Genomic DNA, 14,080 nt, shown 5'->3' with positions numbered 1-14,080 from the left:
TGCACGCATGGATAAGGAACTGCTGGCGATGTTGGTCTGTCCGTTATGTAACGGCAAGCTAAAATACGACCGCGAGTCGCAAGAGTTGCGTTGTCATTACGATGGCCTGGCTTATCCGATACAGGAAGGCATTCCCGTGATGCTGCCTGAAGAAGCCCGGGTAATGGATGCAGATGAAAAGCTGCCAACCTCACCAGGACGCACGGGAGACCTGTAATGGCGTTTCCCACGTTTACGGCCATTGTGCCGGCCCGCTTTGGATCGACCCGGCTGCCGGGTAAGCCACTGCTTGATATTGCCGGTGAGCCCATGGTTGCTCACGTATGGCGGCGCGCCTGTCAAAGTCAGGCCAGCCGCGTGGTAGTCGCCACCGATGATGCCCGCATTCGCGACGCTATGGTGCACTACGGAGCAGAAGTCGTCATGACCCACGCGGATCATGCTTCGGGCACTGACAGGCTGGCTGAAGTTTCCCAAATCCTGGCGTTGCATGACGATGAGCTAGTGGTGAACGTGCAGGGCGACGAGCCGCTGATCCCCCCTACATTGATTGATCAGGTAGCGTTACGCTTGGCTGAGGATCCCGAGGCATCTATCGCTACGTTGGCTGAACCGATCAACGATGTCGATTCGCTGTTTAATCCTAACGTGGTCAAAGTAGTGCGCTCCTTGCAGGGTCGCGCACTGTATTTCTCCCGGGCACCGATTCCCTGGGATCGTGAGCAGTTCAAGCAACCGCCTGCGATGCTTGAAACGGATGCTTGGCTACGCCATATCGGGATTTACGCCTACCGGGCAGGTTTTTTAGCCGCTTATCGTGACTGGCCAGCGTCAGCACTTGAGCAGTTAGAGCAGCTCGAGCAATTGCGTGCGCTACACAATGGTCACCTAATTCAAGTGGCACTGGCCTGCGAGGTTAATCCTGCCGGGGTCGATACTCAGGAAGATCTGGATCGCGTACGCGCTTTGTTAACGCCGGATGATTAAAACATTTTTTTAAATACTCTCAACGTACAAGGAAGCGCTGTGTGACGCGGGTACTGTTCGTTTGTTTAGGCAATATTTGTCGCTCGCCCACTGCCGAGGGCGTTTTTCGCCGCGCGCTGGAAGACGCGGGCATGGGTGAGCAGGTAGTGATCGACTCTTGCGGGATAGGCAACTGGCATGTGGGCAAAGCGCCTGATCAACGGGCGCAGGTGGCGGCCAAGCGCCGGGGCGTCGATTTGAGCCCGCTATGCGCTCGTCAGTTAACGGCCAGTGATTTCTTAGACTTCGATTACATCTTGGCTATGGATAACGCTAACCTTCAAGCAATGCACGCCTTGAAGCCTTCTAAAAGCCAGGCGTATGTGGGGCTTTTCTTGGACTTCGCGGGTACGCCAGGGGCAGAGGTACCGGATCCTTACTACGGTGGTGACCAGGGGTTTGAGGACGTGCTGGATATGATTGAAGCCGCGTCGCACGGTTTGATTCAACATTTAAGAAGTGACTCCGCGTGATAGCTTTAGCTACGCAAAAAACTGCGCTAATCGATGAGTGCGTTGATCTCACCTCTGCCAATACGTTGCGCCTGCCGTGTATTGCCGACTATTACGCTGAGCCTGCATCGCTTGACGCTTTACGCCGTACGCTGGCCTATGCCAGACGTAAGCAATGGCCGGTAACCCTGCTGGGCGGTGGGAGCAACGTATTATTGCCGCCCCGTTTGGCCGGGCTTGCGATACGCCCGGCATTAAACCAGTGGTGGCTGACCCGCGATGGTAATGATGTGCTGGTGCATGTGGGGGCGGGCGTTAACTGGCATGCGTTGGTGCTTAATACGGCTGCCCGTGGCCTATGGGGCATCGAAAACCTGGCCCTCATTCCCGGTGACTGTGGTGCAGCGCCGGTGCAGAATATTGGTGCTTATGGCGTTGAACTTGCCGATAGCCTTCAGGCTTTGCAGGTCATGGAACTTGCAACGGGAGAAACGCGCTGGCTCAACAATGCCGACTGTGCGTTTGGCTACCGCGATAGCCTATTTAAAAATGCTTTAAATGGGCGCGTCGTGATTACCCAACTGGTGCTGCGGCTTTCCAGGCAGCCTGCGCTTAAGCTTCACTATGGCGATCTTGCCTCGCGTTTATCTAATGCGCCGAGCCCGTTGGATGTCGCCAATGCAGTATCGGCTATCCGACAAGAGAAGCTGCCTGACCCCAAGCAACTGGCGAACGCAGGCAGTTTTTTTAAAAATCCGATTGTTTCATCCCAGCAGGCGCTGGCGTTACTCGCTTGCTACCCAGGCATGCCGCATTTTCCGTTAAGCAATGGTCAAACCAAGCTGGCCGCAGGCTGGTTGATTGATCAGTGTGGTTTAAAAGGCACGCGTGAAGGCGCTTTTGGCGTGCATGACCGCCAAGCGTTAGTGCTGGTGCATCTAGGGGGTGGTGACCGAGAGGGGCTTATGCGCTTTGCTGACTCTCTTGTCGAGCAGGTAAATGCGCGTTTTAACGTGTTGCTAGAGCCTGAGCCGCGTCTGATCTAATGCTTTTGATGCATAAAAAAACCCCGCCTCGGCGGGGTTTTTTGCGCAGTTAGCAAATTACTCTTTGCTAGCCTCTTGTGCTTGCTGCCTACGCAGTTCGCGAGGATCGTTATGCGCACGGGTACGACGACGAGGTTTAGGCGTCTCTTCAGCCGTTACTTCGTCGCTAGTCGATAGTGTGGCCTGAGCTTCTGAAAACGGTGCTTTTTCAGCATCGATGGCATCAGTGGTCACGTCCGGGGCCGAATTAATAGCGGGCGCGGTATCTGTCTCAGGTTGGCTTGCATTAGCCTCCTGAGCAGGCATCGCGTCTGCCTGGGCGCTTACCGGGGCAATCTCTTTTGGCTCATCGGCTACGCCGCTTTCAGCAAGCTCCGTAGGAGAGGGGGCCAGCGTTTTATCGGCGTGGCTGTCTGCTTCGTTATCGGCTTCGTTCGCTGTCTCGCTATGAGTCTCGGCGATAGGCTGAGAAATAACGTCTGCGCCGCTGGCTTCAGGAGCAATGGTTTCAGAGGTATAAGCTGGTTTTTCATCGGCCTGTGGCTGAGCATCTGCAGCTATCGGCTCGTCGCCTTTTGCTGCGGTTGCCAGCTCATCGCTTAAGCGCTCTTCTACAGCTGCTTCTTCGGCAACCGATTTCTCAACAGTAGGCTCTTCAGCAATCAGCGTTGCAGATGCAGGCTTTTCTATAGCCAGTTCTTCAGGCTTCGCCTCGCTATGCTTGTTTGCTTCAAGGCTGGTTTCTTCAAAGCTGTTTTCTTCAAAGCCGGGTTCTTTAGAGCTAGTCTCTTCAAGCTTGGTCTCTGCAAGATTAGGCTCTTCAAGGACAGTCTCTTCAGACGGCGTCGTCTCGGACGTTAGCTCTTCAGGCTGAGAGGCTTCAGGCGTAGACACAGGCGCTGCCGCTGAGGTGTTTTCCTCGGCGGGGCTGGCTTCCTGCGCTTTGGCACTTGCGCTTTCGTCGGTCGGCTGAGCATCCGGCAGCTGTGTCGCTGTAGCGCTGGTAAGCGTTTCTTGCGGCGCGTTAGCTTCAGGTGTTACCGGCTCTGCGGCAGCCGTATCAGCGTTTGACGCTTCTTCGGCTGCTTGAGTCTGCAGCTGTAGCTGTTCTGCTTCTGCCTGCGGGTTAACGGCCTGTTTGCGTGAACGACTACGCGGGTTATTGCGCGTGCGTTTAGGCTTGTCATCCTCTTTCGCTACTGGCTTCTCTGCTTCGTTGCGTGCCGCCTCTTTGGCAGGTTTGGCATCGCGCTGAGTGTCGCGTTGGGTCTCGCGACGAGGCTCTTTCTGCGCCGCTTTGGGGGCGTCGCGGCTTTCTTCTTTTACCGCAGGTTTTACCGCAGGCGTGTCTTTCTGACGGTTGTTCTTGCTGGTGTTATCCTGCGTTTTTGCATCATCTTGCTGCGGGTTGCGACGCCGATTGCGGGTGCGGGTAGGGCCGCTACGCTTATCGTTGGCATCGTCACCGGCATTGTTGTTGGTACTGGTATTGGCGCTGGTATTTGCATTACGCGACTGGCTATTGCGTTGCTCAGACTTGCTGCTTTCGCTGCGCTCGTTGCGGGCAGGCTTTTGCTTAGTCTCGCTGCCTGGCTGGGCCGCTTTTTGGCTACTGCGTTCGGTCTGGCGACGAGGTGCCGGTTCTTTTGGCTTATCCGCAGGCTCTGCGGAACTGCTGTCATCGCTGCCCAGGAGTTTTGCGAAACCGCGAATAAAGCGTCCGATAACGCTCGGCTGCTCTTCCGTGTTGACCACAGGCGCGGCTGCTTTTGCTTTAGGGGCAGGTTCTTCGGTTTGTAGTGACGCCGGGGCCGGTGCGTTATGTGTGACACTTTTAACGGCGGCTTCAGCACGCTGAGTCGGTGGCGCAAAGCTTGGGTCTGGCTCTTTGCCTACTTCGGTATCGGTCGATAGCTCGAAGCTCGATAGCGTTTGGGTGTCGTCTTCGTCTAAATGATCATCGCGCAAACGCTGCACGTCGTAGTGAGGCGTATGCATTTCCGGGTTGGGCAGCAGCACAACGCGCACACCCTGGCGCGACTCGATATCGGCCAGTACGCTACGTTTTTCGTTGAGCAGGTAGGTAGCCACTGGCACCGGGAGAATCGCGCGGATCTGCGCACTACGCTCTTTCATGGCTTCTTCTTCGATCAGGCGCATGATCGAGAGCGAAAGCGAGCGTACGTCGCGGATAGTGCCCTGACCGTTACAGCGCGGGCATACCACGCCGCTGGTTTCACCCAGTGAGGGGCGTAGTCGCTGACGGGACATTTCCATCAGACCAAAGCGTGAAATGCGCCCAATCTGTACGCGAGCGCGATCAAGCTTCAAGGCGTCGCGCATGCGATTTTCAACTTCGCGTTGATTGCGTGCCGGGCCCATGTCGATAAAGTCGATAACCACCAGGCCGCCGATATCACGCAGGCGTAGCTGGCGGGCGATTTCATCGGCCGCTTCAGAGTTGGTTTGCAGAGCGGTTTCTTCGATATCGCTGCCGCGGGTTGCCCGGGCGGAGTTGATGTCGATCGACACCAGCGCTTCGGTATGATCGATCACGATCGAGCCGCCAGAGGGGAGTTTTACCTCACGCTGGTAGGCCGTTTCGATCTGTGATTCGATTTGAAAACGCGAGAAAAGCGGCACTTCGTCAGCATAAAGCTTAATTTTCTGCTGGTATGACGGCATCACCTGGCGGATAAAGCCCAGCGCTTCAGCGTGAATCTCGGGGCTGTCGATCAGCACCTCGCCAATGTCCTGGCGCAGGTAATCACGCATGGCCCGGATAATAACGTTGGATTCACGGTAAATCAGGAACGGGGCAGGCTGCTTGGCTGCTTCAGTGGTGATCGATTCCCATACCTGGGCCAGGTAGTCCAGATCCCACTGAAGTTCTTCCGGATTACGGCCGATGCCCGCTGTGCGCACGATCAGGCCCATCTTGTCGGGTACGGTGAGCTGGCCCATGGCGTCTTTCAGCTGGGTGCGCTCTTCCCCTTCAATACGGCGGGAAATACCGCCTGCACGGGGGTTGTTGGGCATCAGCACCAAAAAGCGGCCTGCCAAACTGATAAAGGTGGTAAGCGCTGCGCCTTTATTGCCGCGCTCCTCTTTATCCACCTGCACGATAACTTCCTGGCCCTCTCTTAGTACCTCTTTGATACTTGGGCGACCAGAGACGTCTTTAACGAAGTATTCGCGGGAGATTTCTTTGAGCGGGAGGAAGCCGTGGCGTTCTGCACCAAAGTCCACGAAGGCCGCTTCAAGGGAGGGTTCAACGCGGGTAATTTTGCCGCGGTAAATATTGGCTTTTTTCTGCTCTCGTGCGCCTGATTCAATATCCAGATCGTAAAGGCGTTGTCCATCAACCAGCGCGACCCGAAGCTCTTCGGGTTGGGTCGCATTGATAAGCATCCGTTTCATGTTGTCTCGCATAGCGTTGAGTACCGGCGAACCGCCCAAAAGGGGGACGTAGACGAATCGCAGGTGCTGCGTGCTTGTGCTCGGCGCATGGTTATGCTGACACGGCAAGCCGGGAAGGCATGATCGCCGACCCGGCTGACAGGTTGAGTACGTGGCGGAGGCAGGACATGTTTCGGTGGCTGTCACGTCCATCCGGCCCTGCTGACACCGCCTACACCTAGCATTTATCGATTCGCCAACGCCGGCCACCGGCACAGCGTTGAACTTGTCACCCAGAATTGGCCAATGCCTTGTGACGAAAAGGCGAAGCGGTTCTGAGTGTGGCGTTTTTATTAAGCAATCGCTTGCCGTTTTAGGCTAAGCGTTAGCAAATCTGTCGTCCTTATCTGTCGTACTTGTGAATAAGGGCGGCAGAGTAACTACATTTTTTAATACGTTAAGAATCAGGCAGTGCGTACACTGACGCCGCTTCTTGTGCTCAGGCCTGCGTGTTGGTCGGGCAGGCGCTTAAGCTAAACGCGGCATTAACACTTGTGAAAACAGGAATACTCAACAAGCCTTCCGCGCTTAGCGGGTGAACGATTTGGAATATAACAGTAAAGACAACCACCAGCAATTGACGCAATGCCCTTGGGTCTACGTTAGAATGCCGTTTTTAGCCTAGCATCATCGAGACACAGCAGGAGTGCGCGGCAATGGCCGAAGGGCGTGAAGTACAGTGGGTGGATATCGCCCCGGAACAAGCGGGTCAGAGAATCGATAATTTTTTGATGACTCGCCTGAAAGGTGCTCCTAGAGCGCTGATATACCGCATCGTGCGTAAAGGTGAGGTGCGGGTTAATAAAAAGCGCGTCAAAGTAGATTATCGCCTCCAGGCAGGAGATATGGTGCGTGTGCCACCTTTGCGTCTGGCGCCTCGCGAAGCCGTAAAGGAAGTTAGCGATAATCTGCGTGATGTCTTGGTGGGCAGCGTCATTATGGAAGGCCCTGACTGGATGGTGCTCAACAAACCTTCCGGGCTTGCCGTGCACGGAGGCAGTGGCGTGAAGATTGGTTTGATCGAGGCGCTGCGGCAAGTGCGTGATGATTTGAGCTTTTTAGAACTCGTTCACAGGCTTGATCGTGATACATCGGGCTGTTTACTGCTGGCTAAATCTCGCGATGCACTAGTAACGCTCAACGAGTCGTTAAAAAAGCACGGCATGGACAAACGCTATCTGGCGTTAGTCAATGGCCGTTGGCCTGCGCGTAAAACCTATGAAAGTGCTCGTCTTGACCGTTTCGATGCGGGTAACGGCGAGCGGCGGGTGCGGGTCGATCCTAACGGCAAAGTATCGCGTACCCATTTCGCCGTTGTTGAAACCTTTGAAAAAGCCACGCTGATTGAAGCTGAGCCGGTCACCGGGCGAACGCACCAGATTCGCGTTCATGCTGCTCATGCCGGACACGCGCTATTGGGCGATGACAAGTATTCAACGCGCGAAAGTGCTCATTTGACGAAGCACTTGGGGGTTAGTCGCCTATTTCTGCATGCCCGCTCCTTAACATTTCCAGAGCCTACCAACGGCCGCCCGGTGACGGTTAAAGCGCCGCTGCCGGATGTGCTGGAAGACATACTGAAACGCGCACGCCGATAAGGAGCGTTCATGCGCTACGAGCTGATTATTTTTGATTGGGATGGCACCTTGATGGATTCGGTGCCCAAGATTGTTGCCTGCATGCAGGCAGCAGCCCAGGAAGCAGAGTGGGGCGAGCTTGAAGCCGCAGCGGTTGAGGATATTATTGGTTTGGGGCTGCCTGAAGCCATTGCCAAGCTATGCCCGGGTATTTTGCCTGCTCAGGCGGAACGCTTGCGCCAGCGCTATTCGCACCACTTTGTGAGTGGGAATACAACGCCCATGCCGTTTTTTAGTGGTGTTGAGGCGCAAGTAGCGCGCCTGCGTGAGCGCGAGCAGCAGCGTCTGGCTGTGGCTACAGGTAAAAGCCGCCGTGGGCTTGATCGTGTTTTTACCGAAACGGGAAGCGGTGCCTGGTTTCATGCCAGTCGTACCGCTGATGAAACGCGCTCAAAGCCGCACCCGCAAATGCTTAACGAGATACTTGTTGAGCTTGGCGTACCCGTAGAGCGTGCGGTAATGGTGGGCGATACGGAATATGATCTGGAAATGGCGAGGGCCGTCGGCATGGACCGTGTGGCGGTAACGTACGGTGTTCATACGCCGGCGCGGTTAGCAGCAAGCCAGCCTAAATGGGTCGCTCATAACGTTGAGGATCTTTTTGGCTGGCTGTATGGATAGATGATGCGACGTTGGGTGGATGGTCAATGACCTGGCGTTCCTAGACTCAAAAAGGATGATATATGAGTGATGATTGGCGCCGCAGTGATGCTGATGGGTACCAAAGTCCTGCAGACCAAAGTCCTGCAGATAGGCCCGCGCCTGGTCGATCAGATCATGATCGCTGGACACAGGGCCCTGACGTGGCGGCTTATACAGATGAAGCTGCTTCGGTGGGTGCCGCAGGCGATGATGCTGAAACGCTACGTGAGCGACAACGGCTGGCTCAAGTCGAGATGATGGATCGCTGGATTGGCGGCGTATTGACCGAGCAGCGTCGTTCGCGGCGTTGGAAGCTGTTTTTCCGGTTTATGACGCTGTTTCTGATATTAGCGCTAGTCGCGACCGTCGTATATAACGTCTTCTGGGCGCCAGCGGGCGATTCATCTACCTTGCAACGTCACCTGGGCGTCGTTGAAGTTAATGGCGTTATTGCCAGCGATGCACCGGCAAATGCCGAGCGGATCATTCGGGGGCTGAATCGCGCCTGGGATTCAGATAATACCGAAGCCGTTGTGCTGCATATCGATAGCCCTGGCGGAAGTCCGGTACAGTCACAGCGCATTTACGCGGAAATTATGCGTCTGCGTGAACAGGGCGATAAGCCGATATTGGCGGTGATCGAAGATATTGGCGCGAGCGGGGCTTATTATATCGCCTCGGCAGCCGATGAAATTATTGCATCACCGGCGAGCTTGGTGGGCTCCATTGGGGTTATTTACGCAGGGTTTGGCTTTCAGGATGCCATTAGCCGTATCGGGGTTGAGCGCCGCGTTATGACGGCTGGCGAGAACAAAGCCTTTCTAGACCCTTTTCAGCCTTTGGATGATGACGCTGAGGCGTTCTGGCAGGGCGTGCTAACCCAGACCCATCAACAGTTTATTGATGACGTCAGGGCAGGGCGTGGCGATCGTCTAAGCGATCGACCAGAAATTTTCTCGGGCCTGGTATGGAGCGGCGAGCAAGGTCTTGAGTTAGGGCTTGTCGATCAGATGGGCAGTCTTGAGGAGGTCGCCCGCGCTCATGTCGGTGAAGCAAGTTGGGAAGACTATACGCCGCGCCTTGATCCGTTTGATCGTTTGACGCGACGCTTTACGCAAGTGGCAGCCAGTGTATTAGGCCTTCAAGCGCCTAACTCACCGCTTCGCTATCAGGCCCAGTAGGTTTGCTATTCAGCGCCAAGCGGGCTGATGCCCACTTGGCGCAGCATGCTGCAAAGGGCAATTAGCGGCAGGCCTATCAGTGCATTGGGGTCGCGGCCTTCTAAGGCCTCAAATAAGGTGATCCCTAAGCCCTCCATGCGAAAGCTGCCTGAGCTGTCCAGCGGTTGCTCGAGCGCGACATAGCGCTCGATCTCGCGCTCGGTTAGCGAGCGGAAGACCACATAGAAAGGCTCGATATGGGTGTAGTGGCGCTGCTGGCGCGTATCAAGTAGGGCAAGGCCGGTTAAAAAGGTAACCCGCTGGCCTGAAAAGCGTGCCAGATTGGCGCAGGCGCGCTCCTGAGTATGCGGTTTGCCAAGAATATCGCCTTCAAATACCGCCACCTGATCTGAGCCGATAATATAGTGGTCAGGAAAGCGTTCTGCCACGGCGTTGGCTTTACTGAGTGCGAGGCGATGCACAAGCGCTTTAGGCGACTCATTCGCGTGCGGCGTTTCGTCGATATCTGGCGAATAACACTGATAGGGAAGCTGCAGGCGGTCCAGTAGTTCTCGCCGCCAGCGAGAGCTTGATGCCAATACTAATGACGCGTCTTGGGTAAGCGGCACGCTCTTTCTCCTAAGCCATTGGGAATGAAAAGTGAGTGTAGCTAAACCCGATAGCCGTGCCTAATTTGCAGGTTTGTGCGATAAACCATGAAGAATTATGCTGACAGCTTTGACACCAGCGGGGGGAGTGCCTATCATTGCGCGCCTATGTTGACCTCACAACTCCCCAGCCGGGTTGAGCCTTATAAGCTTGCAGCCCGCCACGAACGACTAGAAGGCTTAGTGGCACTTACTAAGCTGCCACGGCTTGCCGAAGAGGCAGGTGACCAAACAGGCGACTGTCATGTTGTCCTGGAATTTGGTGTGGATGCCCAAGGTCGTCGTGAAATTCGTGGCCATTTGCAAGCGACGCTGGCATTGCCCTGTCGTCGCTGCTTGGTGCCGCTAAGTCAAGACGTGTCCAGTGACTTCCTGCTTGGGATGATTACTGACGAAGCCTTGGCCGCCGAGCTGCCTGCCAGCCATGAGCCGGTGCTGGTGGAAAATGAACAGCTGGATCTACTCACGGTTGTTGAGGATGAGCTTATCCTCAGCTTGCCGCAGGTGGTCTATCACGAGGAGACTGAATGTCATGTCTCGGCGGAGCAGCTGGTCAGCAAAACAGGCGGCGAGGCGGAAGAAGCGGCGCCCGCCACGAACCCTTTCGCGGTGCTCAATGTCTTGAAAAGCAAAGACGCCTTGAAGGGCAAAAAGTAAGCACCACTTATCCTATATACCTTGGAGTAAACACCCATGGCAGTTCAAAAGAACCGTAAAACTCGTTCCAAGCGCGGCATGCGTCGTAGCCACGATGCGCTGACCGCTCCGACACTGTCTCAGGACCCGGAAACCGGTACTAAGCACCTGCGTCACCACGTAGCTGCCGATGGTTTCTACCGTGGTCGTAAGGTAGTTGAGGTATAAGCCTTAACTGTCCGGTAAAGCGGCCAAATAGAGTGGGTGCTACGTGCGCCTAGCGATTGATGTGATGGGGGGCGACCAAGGCCCTCGTGCCGTTATCGAAGGCTCGGCAAGAGCAGTGATGGAACATCCTGATCTTGAGCTGACTCTGTTTGGCCCGCGTCAGCAAGTGATTGCTGAGCTTTCACGCTTGCCGCAGCCTTTGGCTGCGGCAACGTCACGTTTAGTGGCAAGTGATGCGCCGTTAAGTATCTCCCAGACATCCAGTGCTGCCTGGGCGCTTCGCCATGGGCAGACGAGCAGTATGGCCTGTATGCTAAGAAGTCTTAGCCTTGGTGAGGCCGATGCCGGTGTCAGTGCAGGCAATACAGGAGCATTAGTAGCCCTTGCGCGACGCGAGCTGGGCACGCTTCCCGGAATTTCCCGGCCTGCAATCAGTACCGCGATTCCAGCGCGCCACGGCCGCCGCTGCTATCTGTTGGATCTGGGGGCTAACGTGGATTCGCCGGCGCACCGTCTGGTTGATTTTGCGGTAATGGGTGCTGCAATGGCGCAGTGCGTCGATGACGTAAAGCTGCCCCGCGTCGCGTTGCTTAATGTGGGCTCAGAAGCCACCAAGGGTAATGCTTGTGTGCGCGAGGCCGACAGGATTTTGCGTGAGTATCCTGATGACACGGCCTTTGCCTATCAGGGGTATGCCGAGGGCGGTGATCTGTTTGATGGCGAGCTTGATGTGGTTGTCTGCGACGGTTTTGTAGGCAATGCAGTGCTTAAAGCGAGCGAAGGTTTGACCCGTATGCTGGTAGAGCGTGTACAGATGGCGTTTGAATCACGCCTGAGTGGACGTCTGGCAAGCCTACTGGCCAAGCCTGTGCTTAGATACCTGAAGCAGGAATTAAATCCTGTGCGTTACAACGGGGCAAGTTTGCTTGGCCTGAAGGGTATCGTGGTGAAAAGCCATGGTGGTACCCAGGCGGATGGTTTCTACTATGCTATCCAGCGTGCGCTAAGCGAGGTGGAGCATAATCTGCCCGCACGAATCGCCGGCCGCTGGGAGCGTCGCTAATGGCGCAGGTGTGAAGCCTAGATTTAGGTGCCCGATAACTGAACGTAGGCATCAGAGTAGGGATGTTACTCGACTAGATAATAAAACGTTAGAACGTATTTTGCGGGTTACAGGTGGCAGCAGGATGTGCCCGTAACCGCGCCTATCGCTCAAATGAGCAAATGCCTACAAGAGCAAAGGTGAACGACATGTCTCAACCCCTTGCCCTCATTTTTCCCGGGCAGGGCTCTCAGCAGCTTGGAATGCTGCGAGAGCTGGCCGAGCGCTACAGTGTGGTGGGAACAACTTTTGAGGAAGCTTCGGACGCACTTGGGTACGACTTGTGGAAAGTCGTCCAGGAGGGCCCCGAGGCAACGCTAAACGCAACTGCCTGTACGCAGCCTGCGCTGCTTTCTGCTAGTGTTGCGATTTGGCGGGTGTGGCAGGAGCTGGAAGGCCCGCGGCCCACTATCATGGCCGGGCATAGCCTGGGCGAATATAGCGCCATGGTGTGTGCGGGCGTGATGGGCTTTGCTGAAGGTGTTCAGCTGGTTCGCTTGCGTGGCGAAGCCATGCAGGACGCCGTGCCTGTCGGCGAAGGTGGTATGGCGGCCATTTTGGGGCTTGCTGATGATGCGGTAGAAGCAGCTTGTGCCCATGCTGCACAGGGCGATATTGTTTCCGCTGTTAATTATAATTCGCCTGGTCAGGTTGTCATTGCCGGTAGTAAGGCGGCCGTTGAGCGTGCCATTGTGGCCTGCCAGGAAGCGGGCGCTAAGCGAGCGATGGCGCTACCGGTTTCAGTGCCGTCTCATTGTGAATTGATGCGCCCGGCGGCCGAGCGGTTGGCGGAGGCTATGCAAAGCGTTGAGTTTCGTGCCCCGCGCTATACTGTCGTGCAAAATGTCGATGCGAAGGCGCATGCTGATATTGATACACTGCGCACACGGCTGATTGAGCAGCTCTACCAGCCGGTTCGTTGGTCATCATGTGTTGAAACCATGGTAGCTCAGTCTGTTAATGTGTTTATCGAGTGTGGGCCTGGTAAAGTGTTAACCGGGCTAAATAAACGCATCGCCCGCGGAGCCAAAGGCTTGGCGGTAAATGACCCGGATAGTTTGGATTCAGCGCTTGAGTTGGCTCGTGAAGCACAGGCTAACGGTGCTTAATACGCCGCAATTTTTCGCTATCCTTGCTTTTTGAGTGGTTAAAAAGCAAATAGTTAAAGGCTAAACGTTATGACGCAAGAACGCAGGGTTGCGCTTGTTACTGGTGCCAGTCGTGGTATTGGTCGGGCGATCGCTCATGAGCTGGGTCGCCAGGGCCGTATAGTGATTGGTACCGCGACCAGCGAGGACGGTGCCCAAAAAATCGATGCTGATTTAAAGCAAAACGGTATCGAAGGCGCTGGTGTTTGTCTGAATGTGACAGACCAGGCGAGCATTGATACAGTGCTCAAAGATATTGCCGAGCGTTTTGAAGCGCCGACGATTCTGGTCAACAATGCAGGGATCACTCGCGATAACCTACTGATGCGCATGAAAGAGGATGAATGGGATTCGGTAATGGATACCAATCTTAAATCCGTCTATCGTGTAAGCAAGGCATGTTTGCGCGGTATGACTAAAGCACGGTTTGGACGTATTGTGTCAATCAGTTCGGTAGTGGCAACCATGGGTAACCTGGGCCAGACTAACTATGCCGCTGCGAAAGCAGGCATGGAAGGCTTTAGCCGTGCGTTGGCTCGTGAAGTGGCTTCCCGTGCGATTACCGTTAACGCGGTAGCGCCTGGCTTTATTGCTACCGATATGACCGAAGCGTTGCCAGAAGCTCAGCATGAAATGCTGTTGAAACAGATTCCGCTGGCCCGCTTAGGCGGTCCAGAAGAAATCGCTGCCGCAGTAGGGTTTCTTACCAGCGATGCTGCAGGATACATCACTGGTGAAACCCTTCATGTGAACGGCGGCATGAATATGCGTTGATGGCCTTAGGCTTAGCGGTTGCTTCTGTCTAAGGGCGTCTATAAACTACCCCGCAGCTTTTGGCTTGCGGTTTCCAAATAGCTGGTTATCCAAAACGGCTAA

14 protein-coding genes are annotated in these 14,080 nt (G+C 55.3%); 12 read left to right on the top strand and 2 right to left on the bottom strand.

What is annotated here, in order from left to right; all coding sequences use genetic code 11:
- Positions 1-7: 7 nt before the first annotated feature.
- The 4 genes from ACT3XD_RS00345 to murB are packed head-to-tail and all read left to right on the top strand — an operon-like array spanning position 8 to position 2,524.
- The gene (locus ACT3XD_RS00345) at positions 8-217 is read left to right on the top strand and encodes a Trm112 family protein (RefSeq protein WP_018915794.1); all 210 of its coding nucleotides are present in this window, start codon (positions 8-10) and stop codon (positions 215-217) included.
- Entirely contained in the window at positions 217-987 is a 771-nt protein-coding gene (kdsB, locus tag ACT3XD_RS00340; protein WP_192537283.1) for a 3-deoxy-manno-octulosonate cytidylyltransferase, read from the top strand. Before ACT3XD_RS00345 ends, kdsB begins: the two co-directional genes overlap by 1 nt.
- 41 nt (positions 988-1,028) lie before the next feature.
- Positions 1,029-1,499 carry a low molecular weight protein-tyrosine-phosphatase gene (locus ACT3XD_RS00335; protein WP_192537285.1) on the top strand — a complete coding sequence of 157 codons (471 nt, stop codon included), beginning with the start codon at positions 1,029-1,031 and terminating at the stop codon, positions 1,497-1,499.
- On the top strand, positions 1,496-2,524 hold the full coding sequence (murB, locus tag ACT3XD_RS00330; RefSeq protein ID WP_318782739.1) for a UDP-N-acetylmuramate dehydrogenase: 1,029 nt from the start codon (positions 1,496-1,498) through the stop codon (positions 2,522-2,524). Before ACT3XD_RS00335 ends, murB begins: the two co-directional genes overlap by 4 nt.
- A gap of 57 nt (positions 2,525-2,581) precedes the next feature.
- On the opposite strand, the gene rne is transcribed toward murB, so the two are convergent.
- Positions 2,582-5,944 (bottom strand): ribonuclease E, encoded by a 3,363-nt coding sequence (gene rne, locus ACT3XD_RS00325; RefSeq protein ID WP_192537287.1) that lies wholly within the window; start codon positions 5,942-5,944, stop codon positions 2,582-2,584.
- Positions 5,945-6,639: 695 nt separating this feature from the next.
- Between rne and ACT3XD_RS00320 the strand changes: the two genes are divergently transcribed.
- The 3 genes from ACT3XD_RS00320 (at position 6,640) to sppA (ending at position 9,443) form a co-directional block, all read left to right on the top strand.
- A complete protein-coding gene (locus tag ACT3XD_RS00320; protein WP_018915799.1) occupies positions 6,640-7,581 on the top strand; it encodes an RluA family pseudouridine synthase in 942 nt (313 codons plus the stop codon).
- A 9-nt stretch (positions 7,582-7,590) separates the two neighbouring features.
- Positions 7,591-8,241, top strand: coding sequence for an HAD family hydrolase (locus ACT3XD_RS00315; protein ID WP_192537289.1), 651 nt, complete (start codon positions 7,591-7,593; stop codon positions 8,239-8,241).
- Between the two features lie 62 nt (positions 8,242-8,303).
- The gene (gene sppA, locus ACT3XD_RS00310) at positions 8,304-9,443 is read left to right on the top strand and encodes a signal peptide peptidase SppA (protein ID WP_192537291.1); all 1,140 of its coding nucleotides are present in this window, start codon (positions 8,304-8,306) and stop codon (positions 9,441-9,443) included.
- A 5-nt stretch (positions 9,444-9,448) separates the two neighbouring features.
- On the opposite strand, the gene ACT3XD_RS00305 is transcribed toward sppA, so the two are convergent.
- Complete coding sequence (locus tag ACT3XD_RS00305) at positions 9,449-10,051, bottom strand: Maf family protein (RefSeq protein ID WP_192537294.1); 603 nt, start codon at positions 10,049-10,051, stop codon at positions 9,449-9,451.
- A gap of 147 nt (positions 10,052-10,198) precedes the next feature.
- Between ACT3XD_RS00305 and ACT3XD_RS00300 the strand changes: the two genes are divergently transcribed.
- The 5 genes from ACT3XD_RS00300 to fabG all read left to right on the top strand — a co-directional run bounded on the left by ACT3XD_RS00300 (position 10,199) and on the right by fabG (position 13,978).
- Positions 10,199-10,747 carry a YceD family protein gene (locus tag ACT3XD_RS00300; RefSeq protein ID WP_018915803.1) on the top strand — a complete coding sequence of 183 codons (549 nt, stop codon included), beginning with the start codon at positions 10,199-10,201 and terminating at the stop codon, positions 10,745-10,747.
- A 36-nt stretch (positions 10,748-10,783) separates the two neighbouring features.
- Entirely contained in the window at positions 10,784-10,954 is a 171-nt protein-coding gene (rpmF, locus tag ACT3XD_RS00295) for a 50S ribosomal protein L32 (RefSeq protein ID WP_192537296.1), read from the top strand.
- Positions 10,955-10,997: 43 nt separating this feature from the next.
- On the top strand, positions 10,998-12,017 hold the full coding sequence (plsX, locus tag ACT3XD_RS00290) for a phosphate acyltransferase PlsX (RefSeq protein WP_192537298.1): 1,020 nt from the start codon (positions 10,998-11,000) through the stop codon (positions 12,015-12,017).
- A 188-nt stretch (positions 12,018-12,205) separates the two neighbouring features.
- Positions 12,206-13,165, top strand: coding sequence for an ACP S-malonyltransferase (fabD, locus tag ACT3XD_RS00285; protein WP_192537300.1), 960 nt, complete (start codon positions 12,206-12,208; stop codon positions 13,163-13,165).
- Positions 13,166-13,234: 69 nt separating this feature from the next.
- A complete protein-coding gene (gene fabG, locus ACT3XD_RS00280; RefSeq protein WP_192537302.1) occupies positions 13,235-13,978 on the top strand; it encodes a 3-oxoacyl-ACP reductase FabG in 744 nt (247 codons plus the stop codon).
- The last annotated feature ends 102 nt before the right edge of the window (positions 13,979-14,080 follow it).

The organism is Halomonas sp. AOP7-B1-5 (genome assembly GCF_052353045.1).
GTDB classification, from domain to species: Bacteria; Pseudomonadota; Gammaproteobacteria; order Pseudomonadales; family Halomonadaceae; genus Vreelandella; species Vreelandella colorata.
Note: the sequence above shows the minus strand (reverse complement) of the source record. Positions and strands in the feature narration are given on the sequence as shown.

What these genes read in the sequence shown, in the direction of transcription:
- ACT3XD_RS00345 (WP_018915794.1), top strand. Translation starts at nt 8, where the DNA reads ATGGATAAGGAACTGCTGGCGATGTTGGTCTGTCCGTTATGTAACGGC.
- kdsB (WP_192537283.1), top strand. Translation starts at nt 217, where the DNA reads ATGGCGTTTCCCACGTTTACGGCCATTGTGCCGGCCCGCTTTGGATCG.
- rne (WP_192537287.1), bottom strand. Translation starts at nt 5,944, where the DNA reads ATGAAACGGATGCTTATCAATGCGACCCAACCCGAAGAGCTTCGGGTC.
- ACT3XD_RS00320 (WP_018915799.1), top strand. Translation starts at nt 6,640, where the DNA reads ATGGCCGAAGGGCGTGAAGTACAGTGGGTGGATATCGCCCCGGAACAA.
- ACT3XD_RS00315 (WP_192537289.1), top strand. Translation starts at nt 7,591, where the DNA reads ATGCGCTACGAGCTGATTATTTTTGATTGGGATGGCACCTTGATGGAT.
- sppA (WP_192537291.1), top strand. Translation starts at nt 8,304, where the DNA reads ATGAGTGATGATTGGCGCCGCAGTGATGCTGATGGGTACCAAAGTCCT.
- ACT3XD_RS00300 (WP_018915803.1), top strand. Translation starts at nt 10,199, where the DNA reads ATGTTGACCTCACAACTCCCCAGCCGGGTTGAGCCTTATAAGCTTGCA.
- rpmF (WP_192537296.1), top strand. Translation starts at nt 10,784, where the DNA reads ATGGCAGTTCAAAAGAACCGTAAAACTCGTTCCAAGCGCGGCATGCGT.
- fabD (WP_192537300.1), top strand. Translation starts at nt 12,206, where the DNA reads ATGTCTCAACCCCTTGCCCTCATTTTTCCCGGGCAGGGCTCTCAGCAG.
- fabG (WP_192537302.1), top strand. Translation starts at nt 13,235, where the DNA reads ATGACGCAAGAACGCAGGGTTGCGCTTGTTACTGGTGCCAGTCGTGGT.